Below are 14,054 nucleotides of genomic sequence, written 5' to 3'. Positions count from 1 at the left end.
ATGAAAAAAATAATGTCAGCCTTATTTGTGCTGTTTTTGTACACAGGGGTTCATGCACAAATATTAACCCCGGTAAAATGGAGTTATGCAGCTAAAAGAATCAGCGCCACAGAGGCGGTTGTTTTTATGAAAGCCACTATTGATAACGGCTGGCATATTTATTCACAAACTGTAAAAGATGGCGGGCCTATTAAAACCGACTTTAAATTTACACCATCAAAAGCATATACCCTGGTTGGTAAAACTATTGAGCCAACTCCGGTAACCAAATTCGAGAACGCATTTAAAATGAATGTGAGCTATTTTGAGAAAGAGGTTATCTTTCAACAAAAAGTTAAACTTACATCACCAAACGCAACCGTTGTTAAAGGCCAGTTAGAGTACATGACCTGTAACGACCACCAGTGCCTGCCACCAGAGGATGTAGATTTTAGTGTTACTATCATCAAATAATTTAGAGCCGTTACACCAAAATCGTCATGAAAAATACGCTTAAGCGTTTGCTTGGTAAGGGAATAATACCGGCAATTATTTTTGCCCTGGTATTAGCTGTTGGGTTTAATCAGCAAGCACGCGCTGCACAGGCCGATACCAGCGGCGTGGTGTTTACAACCATACCAACCGCTGCCGACAGTATTGCCGCACAAAAGAAACTGCAAAAACCGACTGCGGTAAAGGCAGCAGGAGCAACCATTGCTAAAAACGAAGAAAAGCCAAAAACACTTTGGCAAATATTTATTGAAGGCTTTTTAGGAGGCTTTGCAGCCTTGTTAATGCCTTGTATTTATCCGCTATTGCCGTTAACCGTTAGCTTTTTTACCAAAAAAGCAGGCAGCAGGCAAAAGGCGGTATTTCAGTCTTTAATATATGGTATCTCTATTATTGTGATCTATGTATCGCTGGGCTTTGTAATTACGCTATGTTTTGGGTCTGATGCCTTAAACTCGTTGGCAACCAATGGCATATTTAATATGTTCTTCTTCCTGTTGCTGGTGGCGTTTGGTGCATCTTTCTTAGGTGCATTTGAATTAACTCTGCCAAGCTCGCTGGCTAATAAACTGGACGAAAATTCTGACAAGGGCGGCTTATCAGGTATCTTCTTTATGGCTGCCACATTAGTAGTGGTGTCATTCTCTTGTACCGGCCCAATCATTGGTAGTTTATTGGTAGAAGCCGCAACCAAAGGCGAACGCCTTGGCCCTGCTGTAGGTATGCTGGGTTTCTCGGCTGCTTTGGCTATCCCGTTTACCATATTTGCTTTATTCCCTTCTGCGTTGAAAACCCTGCCAAAATCGGGCGGCTGGTTAAACAGCGTTAAAGTGGTACTGGGCTTTTTAGAACTGGCTTTCGCGTTGAAATTCCTTTCGAACGTAGATCTGGCTTACCACTGGAACTGGTTCGACCGGGAGGTGTTCCTGTCGTTATGGATTGCCATCGGCGTAATGTTGTTCTTATACTTAATAGGTAAGATCAGGTTTTCGCACGATAGCCCGGTAGAGCACCTGTCGGTATTCCGCACTTTCTTATCAATCATTGTATTCTCTTTTGTGATGTTTATGATCCCTGGATTATGGGGCGCACCATTGAAAGTAATCAGTGGGTTTTTACCTCCACCGGCCACACAGGATTTTTACCTGACTAATGGCAGTGGCAGCTCATCTGATGCAGCTCCACAGCAATCGGTATCTATAAAAGATAAAAAATATGAAGATCTGTTCCGCCGTGGTAAACATGCGGGCTTAAATGAGTGGTATGATTACGATCAGGCTTTACAGGTATCAAAAGAATTAAAAAAACCGGTAATTATTGATTTTACCGGTTGGAACTGCGCCAACTGCCGCAAAATGGAGCAGGAAGTATGGTCGAACCCCGAGGTACACAAGCGTTTACAAAATGATTTTGTGTTGCTGGAGCTTTATGTTGACGAAAAACAAGAGTTGCCAAAAGAGCAACAAACAATATCAAGTTTCAGCGGAAAGAAGATAAATACTATAGGGAATAAAAACAGTGATTACGAAGCTTCAAAATTTAATGTAAATTCGCAGCCGTATTACGTTATCATCAATGCCAAAGGTGATGTTTTGGTACCACCACAAGGCGCAAATTATAGCGTAGACAATTATATTAAGTTTTTAGACAGCGGAAAGGCTGCTTTCCAGAATAACAATGGCTCAAATTAAAAACGTAGGTGTTTATACTTCGGGTGGCGATTCGCCCGGCATGAATGCTGCCATCAGGGCAGTTGTACGAACGGCATTATATCATGATTTGCAGGTAACCGGTATCCGCCGGGGTTACGAAGGGATGATTAACGGCGATCTGTTTCCGATGGACCGTAAATCTGTTGCTAACATTATACAACGCGGTGGTACTATTTTAAAAACAGCCCGTAGCGAACAATTTAAAACTCCCGAAGGCCGTCAGCTTGCTTACGATAACCTGAAGAAACATAACATTGATGCTTTAATAGGTATTGGTGGTGATGGTACTTTTACCGGTGCAAAAATTTTCGGTAAAGAGTTTGATATTCCTGTAGTTGGTTTGCCGGGCACCATTGATAACGATTTGGTTGGTACCGATTTTACCATCGGTTACGATACTGCTATTAATACCGTTATTGATGCTGTTGATAAAATCCGTGATACCGCAGAATCGCACGATCGTTTATTTATCGTTGAGGTTATGGGCCGCGACTCTGGCTTAATTGCCTTACGTACCGGTATTGCTGTAGGTGCAGAGGCTATATTGATCCCTGAAACCAAAACAGACTTAAACGCCCTGTACCATAAACTGGAGCAAGGCCGCCGCGATAAATCATCAAAAATTGTAATTGTTGCCGAAGGTGAAGAAGCAGGTGGTGCATTCGAGATCGGCCGTTTAATAAAAGACCGTTTCCCTAATTATGATACCCGCGTATCTGTACTGGGCCACATCCAGCGTGGTGGCCGCCCAAGCTGCCAGGACCGTGTATTGGCAAGCCGTGTAGGTGTTGCCGCAATTGAAGGTTTATTAGTCGGTCACCGTAACGAGATGGTAGGTATCATCAACGGCGAAGTTGCCTTTACACCATTCGAAAATGCGATTAAGCACTTTATCGAGATCAACCCTAACTTTTTGAAGATAGTAGACATCTTGTCTATTTAAATTTGGCAATTTGCTGATTCGGCAATTTGTCAATGATTTAAAAATAATTCCGGCAATTCTTTGATTCTGAGAATTCTGGTTCAAGATAAAGAAAAGGCGTTGAGCGAAAAGCTTAACGCCTTTTTCTATTTCCCCTTGTCATTTCGACCGTAGGGAGAAATCTTATACGCTTAAAAAGCAAACTGTACAGGATTTCTCCCTACGGTCGAAATGACAAGACGGGAGAGCTCGGGATATGAACCATTGTCAACTCCCTAATAACTAAATCATTGGCAATCATTTCCATATTTAAAATATATTATTTACCTTTGCAGCCCCGCAGAATATACTCCGGGGAACATGTTGAATACATAAACACAAACAATGGCAACTAAAATTAGACTGCAAAGACACGGTAAAAAAGGAAAACCTTTTTACTACATCGTAGTAGCAGACGCCCGTGCACCACGTGACGGCCGTTTCATTGAGCGTATCGGTTCTTATAACCCGAACACTAATCCAGCTACTATCGATATCAATTTCGACAAAACTTTAGACTGGGTTAACAGTGGTGCACAACCAACTGATACCTGCCGTGCTATCCTTTCATACAAAGGTGTACTTTACCGCAAGCACTTACAAGGTGGTGTAGCTAAAGGCGCTTTAACTGCTGAGCAAGCTGATGAGAAATTCCAGGCTTGGTTAGATCAGAAAGAAGGAAAAATCACTGGTAAAAAATCAAGCTTAGTATCTGCAAAAGAAGAAGCCCGCAAAGCTGCTTTAGCCGCTGAAGCTAAGAAAAAAGAAGACAAAGCTGCTGCAATTGCTGCTAAAAATGCACCTGTTGCTGAAGAAGTTGAAGCTACTGAAGAAGAAGCTCCTGAAACTGAAGCATCAGCTGAAGATTCTGCAGAATAATTTATACTGCGCCAATAATTTAGATAGCGAAGTTCTTAACAGTTCTTCGCTATTGTTTTTTAAAACGTTTTGATAATGAAAACAGAAGATACCTTCCGTATAGGCAGCCTGCTTAAAACCCGCGGCCTCAAAGGCGAATTTCAATTATATGTTGATTTCGATGGCTTAGAGGATATTAAGTTCGATGCCGTATTTATTGATGTGGCCGGCAAGCTGGTTCCTTTCTTTGTAAAGTCGATCAAATACCCGCTACCTAATACGGCTTACTTGAACCTCGACGGAGTTGATACCATTGAAGCCGCAGCCAAACTGGTAAAGAAAGATGTATTTCTGCCCAATAAGCTTAAGCCCGAAGTAGATGAAGAAGAGTTTACCCTGATGGATCTCGAAGGATTTTTGGCCATCGACGAAAAACATGGTGAACTTGGCGAAATACTGGAGGTGAACGAATATCCCCAGCAAATTATCGCATCGGTACACTACAACAATAAGGAAGTACTTTTCCCGCTTAATGCCGCAACCATTAAAGGTATCGACATAGAAGGCGGAGAAGTATATCTGGACTTGCCTGAGGGCTTGTTGGATGTGTATATGGATTAAGAGGGAAAGTAACAGCTTCGTCCAGCGCGTCATTGCGAGGTACGAAGCAATCGCGAACTATACAGAGCGGCTCTGCAAGTCGGGGATTGCTTCGTACCTCGCAATGACGAGTTAACTTACCCTTGCGCGCGTTTACAACGCGTGCTTAAAACTTCATAGCGTCTGTGACGCCTCTACGCCATCAAAATCCGAAATTAATATCTTTGTAAAATTATGATCCGTTTCGATATCCTTACCGTTTTACCAGGCCTGCTCGAAAGCCCTTTTGCGCATTCAATACTACATCGTGCCCAAAAAAAGGGACTGACGGAAATTCACGTGCATAACCTGCGCGATTATTCGAGCAATAAGCATAAAAGTGTTGACGATTATCCTTACGGCGGCGGCAGTGGCATGGTAATGATGATTGAGCCCTTTGCTGTTTGCATAGAAAAACTAAAGGCAGAGCGCGAATATGACGAGATCATATTTATGACTCCGGATGGCGTTACGCTGAATCAGGGTTTAGCCAACCAGCTATCGAGCGTTAAAAACATCATGATATTATGCGGGCATTACAAGGGGATAGATCAGCGTGTGCGCGATCTGTATGTTACCCGCGAGATGTCGATAGGGGATTATGTACTATCGGGCGGAGAGTTGCCTGCAGCCATTTTGGTGGATGCCATTGTGAGGTTGATACCTGGGGTGTTATCAGATGAAACCTCAGCACTCTCAGACTCGTTCCAGGACGATATGTTGGATGCGCCGGTATATACCCGCCCCGCAGACTGGAAGGGCCACAAGGTGCCTGATATTCTGTTGAGCGGCAACACGCCCGAAATTGAAAAATGGCGCTTCGAACAAGCTATGGAACGTACGAAGGCAAGAAGGCCGGATTTGTTGGAGTGAAGTTGATTGGGTTGAATAAGTTGAATCGTTGATTGGGTTGTAAAAAGAAACTTAATCAAATAATGTTGACTGAGCTGAATAGTTGAATATGTTAAGTAGTTGTAAAGCTCAGTCAACTTAATACCCTCAATCACCAATAACTTAACTATAAATGTTAATTACTTAAATAATGTGGAAAAATTTCGAAACAACTTTTTATTTCGAAAAATTATCCCTATAATTGCAATCCGATTTTTACGGGTTAAAAATCGCTTTAAGAGCTAAGAATCATGGATTTAGTAAAATTTGTTGAAGAGCAGTCAGTAGAAAAAAAGCAGGTTCCTGTGTTTAAAGCAGGTGATACTGTCAGCGTGCACTATAAAATCAGAGAGGGTAACAAAGAGCGTATCCAGGTTTACCAAGGCGTATGTATACAACGTAACAGCGCAGGTACAACTGAAACCTTTACCGTACGTAAAGTATCAAACGGTATTGGTGTAGAACGTATCTTCCCTATTAACTCTCCTAACATCGATAAAATTGATGTTAACAGCCACGGTAAAGTGCGTCGTGCTAAATTGTACTACCTGCGTGCCCTTACCGGTAAAGCAGCTCGTATCAAATCAAAAAGAGTATAAGTTTTATCGCTATATCTTACAAGAGCCTTTCTGTTTTCCAGAAGGGCTTTTTGTTTTGGTTTGTCTCCATCGCGTCATTGCGAGGTATGAAGCAATCCCCGACCGACAGAGGTCGTACTTTAATGAACGCAATGACCCTGATCATCTGTGTGTACTTTAAGTGAAAGTCGGTCCCGCTCAATCGCCGCGGGTAGGCTGTTACTTTTGGCTTGATCCAAAAGTAACCAAAAGATCAAGACGCAAAAAAGCTCCACCGCACAAGTCCACTTCACGGCCACGCTTTTGCGTCTGGGCCACCGCTTCCTTTGATTGTCCTATTTATATAGTCTTGTTTCTCGATTCTTGTTTCTCTTCCAAGTCGGCAAACAGCTTCGGCCAAAAGCGGGCAGAACATCGGTGGCCTTGTGCGTTTGAAAGAGGCATTGGAGATTTTGCAGAAGGGTAAGGCCAAGTGTGAACGAAGTAGGGCAAAAGATCCCGGCCTGTGTTGTTCTGTACGCTGTGCGGCATGGCCCTGTGCGTAAAGAAGCCTTTTGCCGATAAGCCTTTTGGTTACTTTGTGGCTACAAAGTAACAGCCTACCCGCGGCGATTGAGCGGGACTGACATTGATAGTAGCAATCAATTCATCTGTAAATGCAATTGCTTTGATTCAAGCAGAGCCTCTGTTGGTTGAGGAGTGCCACGCTATCACTCACAATTACAAATTATATAATTACCAAAATCTCCACTACCTTAACATAACCTCTCCTCAAGGCAGCATTGGCAATGTTGCGGCAACCACAGGTATTGCCCAACCACTGCAAGTTCATAGCAACAGGGCCCGGCTGCGACTTTTCTTTTGGTTACTTTTCTTTTGAGAGAAAAGAAAAGTAACATCCACTGACTATTCATATTACTCACCTTGCCATTCCTAATGAAAAACGATTCTGCGTTATTGAAGGTACTGCTAATCGGTCTGAGATTGCTTCGCTATCGCTCGCAATGACGAATATTTAAAAAAAACAAAAAAGCCTCCCGATAATCGGAAGGCTTTCTATAAAAATCTTAAACAAACAATTAAGCCGCTTTCTTACTGTCATCAGCTTTTTTAGGAGCCTTATCAGCAGTAGCTTTAGTTGTTTTTTTGCAGCACGATTTTCCGGGCGTGTTGCATTTCATGCCTTTGTCTTTATCTGTTTTGTCGCCAGCAAATGAATTCGCAGCGGCTACAGTAAATGCTAAAGCCATCATTAAAGTAAATTTTCTCATCGGTTTGGGTTTATAATTGGTTAATAAAAGCCCCTTTTACGCAGTTAGTTCGGCAAGTACGGTGCGGCCACCTTTTACTACCTCACCAAGATTCACGTTGATCTTGGTTCCTAAAGGTAAAAAAATATCTACTCTCGATCCAAATTTTATGAAGCCAAATTGATCACCTTGTTCAACTTTATCACCTTCTTTTACATACCATACAATACGGCGAGCCATTGCACCGGCAATTTGGCGGAATAATATCGACGTGCCTTTTTTATTTTCGATCACAACAGTGGTGCGCTCGTTCTCTGTTGATGATTTTGGGTGCCATGCTACCAGGTATTTACCCGGGTGATATTTAAAGTATTTAACCACGCCGCCAATTGGGTTACGGTTAACGTGCACGTTAACCGGCGACATAAATACCGAGATCTGGATGCGTTTGTCTTTAAATACTTCGCCTTCTTCTGTTTCTTCAATCACAACCACTTTACCATCTGCTGGGCAAAGCACAGTTTGCTCATCTTTAGTAATCGCGAAGCTTGGGCTGCGAAAAAACTGGACGATGATAATGAATAACAACGCCGATAAAATGTAGATGAACCATTTTAGGGCAAAAGCCTGTGGGTAGTAAAACTGTATCACTGCATTTAATACAAAAATGAACAGTATGCACAGGGCAAGGGAGGTATATCCTTCTTTATGAAAAGTCATTTAGAAATAATTTTTTTGCGAAATTACTAATTTGTTATGAAGTATAGGTAAGTATAAACAACTGGTGCTGCAAGCAACAAACCGTCGAAGCGATCGAGCAGCCCGCCGTGGCCTGGTAGTATGCCGCCGCTATCTTTAATATTAAGGCTGCGTTTAAACATCGATTCAACTAAGTCACCCAGTGTGCCTACACAGCCAATAATAATGGCTACAGATACCCATTGGCGCCATTGTAGTTCTTTAAAATAAATGCTGATGATAAAGCCTACTGCGGCCGCAATAGCAACGCCTCCAAAAAATCCTTCCCAGGTTTTCTTTGGCGAATGGCGTTCGAACAGTTTGGTGCGGCCCAGCCAGCGGCCGGTTAAATAAGCGCCGGTATCATTAGCCCAAAGCATCAGCAAAAACGCCATCGGTAAATGGCCATTGAAATAACCGTGAACAAATCCTAAAGCATGGAAAAAGCAAAATGGTACTACGGCAAATACTAAACCAAGGTAGGTAAAGCCGATATTGGTAAATGGTGTTGGCGATTCTTTGAAAAGCTCGTTCACTAAAATCAGGCACGAAGTAATCGCGATCAGTAATAATAATTTATGGCTTTGTGTTGGCTGTAGGTAATAAACCGAAGCTACTGCTGCGAAAATATAAGCGCCATTTAATAGGCCGACAGATAAGTTGGGGTTAATACTGCTTTGCTTAAGCACTTTATAAAACTCTTGCAGGCATAAAACAGTAAGCAGCAAGTAAAAGCCGGTAAATACATAAGGCCCCAATAAAACGGAGGCCAGCATAACAATGATGAAGAAAAAGCCGGTAATGGCGCGTGTTTTCATATATTAATTTGATTCAGGATCATAATTTCTACCGCCTGCGAAAAGTCTTCCTTATGGATATAGACTTCTATATTGCCAAAGTTGCGGTGCGACGAATCCTGTTTATTAAGGAGTACGGCGTCGATATGGTTTTCAATGAGCATTTGCTTAACCATTTCCGACTGATAAAAATTAGTGGAAGTAAAAAATTTAATCCAGTTCTGTTCCATCTGCTGTTAAATTGCCGTTGCCGGCAATAGCAATATTGCGGTAATTAATTAACAAAAGTACGGTAATAATTATGCTAAACACATAGCCAAGCAAACTAAATACATGCGTATCATCTGGGTTGGTCTTTATTGTTTTATGCTGATATAAATAAGTGAGAACTACAGCTGTGCCGTTATTAATGAAATGCGCCCAGATCGATGTCCAGATGCTGCCGCTCCAATATACAAAATAACCGAAAAATACACCCAGCATCAGCCTCGGTAAAAACCCAAAAAACTCCATGTGGAAAGCGCTGAACAATGCTGCCGTGATCCATATAGCGGCGTGGTGGTTTTTAGTCCAGCGGATAAAGATGGTTTGTAAGGCCCCGCGAAACATCAGCTCTTCAACAACGGCCGTTAATCCCCCAACGAATAATACAGCTTTGATCATGTCCCAAACGGTATCCATCTTCAGCAAAATGTTGGTTGCTTTTTCTGCTGCCTTTTCATGTTCACGCATCCAGTCTTCGATGTTCTTTAAAAAGGGCGGCAATATTAGTCGCTCATTAATATTACTAAGCTGCTCCATAATGGGCAGCGACATAAACATGATAAAGAAAACGAGAATTAATAATTGCAGCGGAAACCCGGTTTTTACCTTTAAATAGCTTTCAGGTTCTTTAACAACCACGTAAGCAAAAAATACAGGTACGGCTAATATCGGCATGGTAGTGGTTATAAATTGTATGATCCACAAAGCGCGAACATCCTGTGGGCCATCTATTTGCAGCTGCGAAACCTTCATAAATGTGTCAAAATTGTACATCAGCGTAATTACGCCAATCGCAATAAGAACGCCTATAACAAGCATAACCACCATAATGGCAATAAAAACAAGAAATTGAAACCCCGGTCGCATCTGGCTGTAGCCCGTATCTGTCATATTGGTTAATAAAATTTGTATTTTTGTACCGCTTTAAAGATAAGCCATGTCTGTACAAATAGGAAATATTGATTTAGGGGAATTTCCGCTATTGCTGGCGCCGATGGAAGATGTGAGTGATCCGCCTTTCCGTTACGTATGCAAGCAAAACGGAGCTGATATGATGTACACCGAGTTTATCTCTTCAGAGGGGTTGATTCGTGATGCAGCAAAAAGCCGTCAGAAACTGGATATTTTTGAATACGAACGCCCAATAGGCATCCAGATCTTCGGCAGCGATATTAACAGTATGCGCACGGCCACCGAAATTGCCACATTGGCAGGCCCTGATTTGATGGATATTAACTACGGCTGCCCGGTAAAACAGGTAGCATGCCGTGGCGCAGGCGCAAGCTTATTGCAGGATATCGATAAAATGGTAGCCATGACTAAAGCTGTGGTTGAAGCTACCCATTTGCCAGTTACCGTAAAAACCCGCTTAGGCTGGGACGATACTACTAAAAACGTTTACGAGGTAGCCGAAAGGTTACAAGATATAGGAATTAAGGCATTAACCATACATGGCCGTACCCGTGCACAGATGTACAAAGGCGAAGCCGATTGGACGTTAATCCGGGATATTAAGAAGAACCCACGTATCCAAATCCCGATTTTTGGTAACGGGGATATTGATTCGCCGGAAAAAGCAGCTCAATGGCGCATGGAGTACGAAGTTGACGGTATGATGATTGGTCGTGCAGCTATTGGTTACCCATGGATCTTCCGCGAGATTAAACATTATTTTGCTACTGGTGAACATTTGGAAGGACCGACAATTGCCGAACGTATTGACGTTTGCCGTACCCACCTGGAGAAATCTGTTGCCTGGAAAGGCCCTAAAACAGGCATTTTTGAAATGCGCCGCCACTACGCCAGCTACTTTAAAGGCATCGAAAACTTCAAGGAATTTAGGATGAGACTGGTGCAAGCCGGTACCATTGAAGACGTTGAAGAAATATTAGAGCAAATTCATGACAATTATGCAACAGAGATGGCTTGATTATTGATTGAGGATCAATACATTTGAGGCATAACACGTTACGAACATGGTGACTACAATTACAGACGGAGTAAAGGTTTCTGTAGAAACACAATATCAACCCGAATATTCGAACCCGGCAAACGATCATTATATGTTTGCCTATAAAATAAATATAGAGAACGTTGGCGAAAACACAGTGCAGTTATTGCGCCGCCATTGGGAAATCTTTGACTCGAACGGCGAACACCGCGAAGTTGAAGGTGAGGGCGTAGTAGGAGAGCAGCCGGTTATTGAACCCGGTAGTTTCCACGAATACATATCAGGCTGCAACCTTAAAACAGATATGGGCAGCATGAAAGGCGAATACCAAATGGTACGTACATTAGATAATACGCTGTTTGATGTAGAGATTCCTAAATTTGATATGGTAGCGCCTTATCGCATGAACTAAGAGGAATTCTTAATGATATAAAAAAGCCCCCGATAAAAATCGGGGGCTTTTTGTTGGAAGAAGGTTTTATTATTTCTTCAGCGTAGTATCGAATAAATTCAAAATACGTTTGTACTCATCCGTCCAACTGCTGGGTTGTACAAAGCCGTGATCCTCTACCGGGTAAGGGGCAAGCGACCAGTTATCTTTGTGTAATTCAATTAAACGCTGGGTTAAACGAACAATGTCCTGGAAATTCACATTCTCATCAACCATACCATGTGCCATTAATAAGTGACCTTTTAAGCCGTTGGCAAAATAGATAGGCGAACTTGCTTTATAAGCTTTTTCATCATTATACGGCTCATTCAAAATGTTGGCGGTATAACCGTGATTGTAATGTGCCCAATCGGTAACAGAACGTAGTGCGCCACCGGCAGCAAATACATCAGGCTCGGTAAACATAGCCATCAGGGTCATGAAACCACCATAAGAGCCACCATATAAACCTACATGTTTAGGGTTTACGCCATATTTTTCAACCAAAAGTTTTACGCCATCAACCTGGTCGGTTAAATCTTTACCTCCCATGTGGCGGTAAATACCCGTACGCCAGTCGCGGCCGTAGCCAGAACTGCCGGTATAGTCAATGTCCAGCACAGTATAACCTTGTTCGGCCAGTAAATTGTTAAACATGTACTCGCGGAAGTATGAGCTCCAGTAGTAATGCACGTTTTGCAGGTAACCCGCGCCGTGTACAAATACCACCGCCGGTTTAGCCGGGTCGGCATTAGTTGGTACATAAAGGCGTGCATATACATCGCTGCCATAACGGTTTTTGAAGGTAATTACCTGCGGGTCTCTCCACGGATAAGCCTTAAACTCGGCAGTGGTTGATTGTGTTACCTGTACCGCTTTTGCACCGGGCTTATTAGGCTGAATATACAGTTCCCAGGGTTTGTTTGAATAGGAGTAACGGATAGCCAGCCATTTTTCATCCGGAGAAAGATCAACCTCGTTGCCGCCTTTCATGCTGGTTAATTTCACCGGTTCGCCGCCTGTTACCGGGATGCGGTAGTAGTGCGTAATACCCGGATGTTCTATGTTGGCTGTAAAGTAAAAAGTTTTTTTATCGATTGATAGTTCGAGCGTCTGTACTTCCCATTTACCGGTAGTTAATTGTTTCTTGGTGCCGGTAGTAACGTCGGCTACATAAATGTGCGAGTAGCCACTCGCTTCGCTCTGGAAGTAGAAGTGGGTGTTATCCAACCAACCCACGTTACCGCCTGAGTAACCACCGCCGCCAATGCCAGGGCCACCAATCCACGCCTCGTCGCGCTGACGGTCGAGAATGCTTAGTTTGCCGGTTGATGGATCCAATTTCATGATCCAACGGTCTTTGTTATCCTGCGCGGTAACAATTACGATGGCATTTTTAGCATCATCGCTCCAGTAAGGGCCGTGTACGTTTACCTTGCGGTCTTCGTTGCGTTTGGTACGTTCCTCCAATTGTTTAGGGTAATCCTTCACGTAATCGGGCAGATCTTTAATGCCCGGAATATCTGAAGTAACAACCGCATAGGTAGAGTCACGCTGGGTATCGAACACAAAGGTTTGCGAGGTTGCCTGTGGTGCACCTACTTTGGTACGGTTAGCAATATCTTCGGTATAACCAGAAGCGGTTACATAGCTGGGTACATTGGTGATCTTTGTTCCTTCCGGTTGTTTAATTAAGCGGTAGGTAACGTAACGGTTATCCGGGCTTAATTCTACAGATGATACAATCTGATCGCCAACGGCAATATCTTTCAGTTTCTTAGGCTGAAGTTCTTTACGATCAGTAGCATCTTCTTTCGCCAGTTTTTCCTTCTCTTTAATTACATCGAACAGTTCAACCTGCTCGGCTTTTAGCCAGCGGTCTTGCTGTGTGCCTCCGCCTTGTGCGCCGGCTGTAACCGGGGCAGCACTTCCGCCACGACGGCCAGCGCCTGCAGTTGCAGCAGCAGGTGCGCCCGCCGCAGTGCCATGCGTAAAGTTGGTAAGCTGTGTAAGCTCGCCGCTGTTTAATTTAACCGAGTACAGGTTATCGCCTTTAATAAAAAGGATATGGCTTTCATCGCCGCTGAAGGTTGGGTTAGCTTCGCGGTCCGTTGTGTTAGTGAGTTGGATAATCTTGCCAGATTTAATGTCCGACAAATAAATATCGCCATTACGCTCGTATACCTTGGCGGTGTGCTTTTTATTCCAGTCGCCGTTGCCGGGCAGTGATGATCTGCGCTCGTCGATACCTACTTTTTGCGGTTTTAAATCGCTGGTGGTAATGCTGTATAGCGGGTCGCGGTCGGCATTTTCGGGGTTCCAGTTAAAGTATATTTTCTTACCATCGTCGCTCCAGCGGATGTTTGATGGCGATGTGCCCATCCATTTCGGATCGCGCATAATTTTCTCGACGGTCAGCTTTTCGGTCGTTTGGGCAAAAGAAGTGCCGCAAGCTGCTAAGAGCAATAGCGTAAAAAATTTCTTCATAAAATTTAT

At 43.2% G+C, this 14,054-nt stretch carries 15 protein-coding genes; 9 read left to right on the top strand and 6 right to left on the bottom strand.

Going from position 1 to position 14,054, the window contains the following annotated elements; genetic code table 11:
- The 7 genes from PQO05_RS26355 (at nt 1) to rplS (ending at nt 6,149) form a co-directional block, all read left to right on the top strand.
- A complete protein-coding gene (locus tag PQO05_RS26355; RefSeq protein ID WP_273630504.1) occupies nt 1-453 on the top strand; it encodes a protein-disulfide reductase DsbD domain-containing protein in 453 nt (150 codons plus the stop codon).
- Nucleotides 454-479: 26 nt separating this feature from the next.
- Nucleotides 480-2,180 carry a protein-disulfide reductase DsbD family protein gene (locus PQO05_RS26350; protein WP_273630503.1) on the top strand — a complete coding sequence of 567 codons (1,701 nt, stop codon included), beginning with the start codon at nt 480-482 and terminating at the stop codon, nt 2,178-2,180.
- Nucleotides 2,167-3,144 carry a 6-phosphofructokinase gene (pfkA, locus tag PQO05_RS26345; RefSeq protein WP_273630502.1) on the top strand — a complete coding sequence of 326 codons (978 nt, stop codon included), beginning with the start codon at nt 2,167-2,169 and terminating at the stop codon, nt 3,142-3,144. Before PQO05_RS26350 ends, pfkA begins: the two co-directional genes overlap by 14 nt.
- A 363-nt stretch (nt 3,145-3,507) precedes the next feature.
- Nucleotides 3,508-4,041 (top strand): 30S ribosomal protein S16, encoded by a 534-nt coding sequence (locus PQO05_RS26340; protein WP_273630501.1) that lies wholly within the window; start codon nt 3,508-3,510, stop codon nt 4,039-4,041.
- 75 nt (nt 4,042-4,116) lie between these two features.
- Nucleotides 4,117-4,641, top strand: coding sequence for a ribosome maturation factor RimM (rimM, locus tag PQO05_RS26335; protein WP_273630500.1), 525 nt, complete (start codon nt 4,117-4,119; stop codon nt 4,639-4,641).
- Nucleotides 4,642-4,857: 216 nt separating this feature from the next.
- Entirely contained in the window at nt 4,858-5,532 is a 675-nt protein-coding gene (trmD, locus tag PQO05_RS26330; protein WP_273633558.1) for a tRNA (guanosine(37)-N1)-methyltransferase TrmD, read from the top strand.
- A 269-nt stretch (nt 5,533-5,801) separates the two neighbouring features.
- A complete protein-coding gene (gene rplS / locus PQO05_RS26325) occupies nt 5,802-6,149 on the top strand; it encodes a 50S ribosomal protein L19 (RefSeq protein ID WP_074491613.1) in 348 nt (115 codons plus the stop codon).
- 1,058 nt (nt 6,150-7,207) lie between these two features.
- Here the strand turns inward: rplS and PQO05_RS26320 are convergent.
- Genes PQO05_RS26320 through PQO05_RS26300 form a run of 5 tightly spaced genes read right to left on the bottom strand, consistent with a single transcriptional unit; the run spans nt 7,208 to nt 10,068 of the window.
- Complete coding sequence (locus PQO05_RS26320) at nt 7,208-7,399, bottom strand: hypothetical protein (protein ID WP_273630499.1); 192 nt, start codon at nt 7,397-7,399, stop codon at nt 7,208-7,210.
- A gap of 36 nt (nt 7,400-7,435) precedes the next feature.
- A complete protein-coding gene (locus PQO05_RS26315) occupies nt 7,436-8,098 on the bottom strand; it encodes a phosphatidylserine decarboxylase family protein (RefSeq protein ID WP_273630498.1) in 663 nt (220 codons plus the stop codon).
- Nucleotides 8,099-8,124: 26 nt separating this feature from the next.
- Nucleotides 8,125-8,934: a phosphatidate cytidylyltransferase gene (locus PQO05_RS26310; RefSeq protein WP_273630497.1), complete on the bottom strand. Its 810-nt coding sequence runs from the start codon at nt 8,932-8,934 to the stop codon at nt 8,125-8,127.
- Complete coding sequence (locus tag PQO05_RS26305) at nt 8,931-9,143, bottom strand: putative signal transducing protein (RefSeq protein WP_273630496.1); 213 nt, start codon at nt 9,141-9,143, stop codon at nt 8,931-8,933. The genes PQO05_RS26310 and PQO05_RS26305 overlap by 4 nt, the downstream gene beginning before the upstream one ends.
- A complete protein-coding gene (locus PQO05_RS26300; protein WP_273630494.1) occupies nt 9,124-10,068 on the bottom strand; it encodes a CPBP family intramembrane glutamic endopeptidase in 945 nt (314 codons plus the stop codon). Before PQO05_RS26300 ends, PQO05_RS26305 begins: the two co-directional genes overlap by 20 nt.
- Before the next feature lie 46 nt (nt 10,069-10,114).
- On the opposite strand from PQO05_RS26300, the gene dusB reads away from it, so the two are divergent.
- Entirely contained in the window at nt 10,115-11,107 is a 993-nt protein-coding gene (dusB, locus tag PQO05_RS26295; protein ID WP_273630493.1) for a tRNA dihydrouridine synthase DusB, read from the top strand.
- A gap of 46 nt (nt 11,108-11,153) precedes the next feature.
- A complete protein-coding gene (gene apaG / locus PQO05_RS26290) occupies nt 11,154-11,540 on the top strand; it encodes a Co2+/Mg2+ efflux protein ApaG (RefSeq protein WP_273630491.1) in 387 nt (128 codons plus the stop codon).
- Nucleotides 11,541-11,609: 69 nt separating this feature from the next.
- On the opposite strand, the gene PQO05_RS26285 is transcribed toward apaG, so the two are convergent.
- Nucleotides 11,610-14,045 carry a prolyl oligopeptidase family serine peptidase gene (locus tag PQO05_RS26285; protein WP_273630490.1) on the bottom strand — a complete coding sequence of 812 codons (2,436 nt, stop codon included), beginning with the start codon at nt 14,043-14,045 and terminating at the stop codon, nt 11,610-11,612.
- Between the last annotated feature and the right edge of the window lie 9 nt (nt 14,046-14,054).

Origin of the sequence: Mucilaginibacter jinjuensis (assembly GCF_028596025.1) — a bacterium.
GTDB lineage: Bacteria > Bacteroidota > Bacteroidia > Sphingobacteriales > Sphingobacteriaceae > Mucilaginibacter > Mucilaginibacter jinjuensis.
The sequence above is the reverse complement of the archived record's forward strand: the minus strand, read 5'-3'. Positions and strand labels throughout refer to the sequence as shown.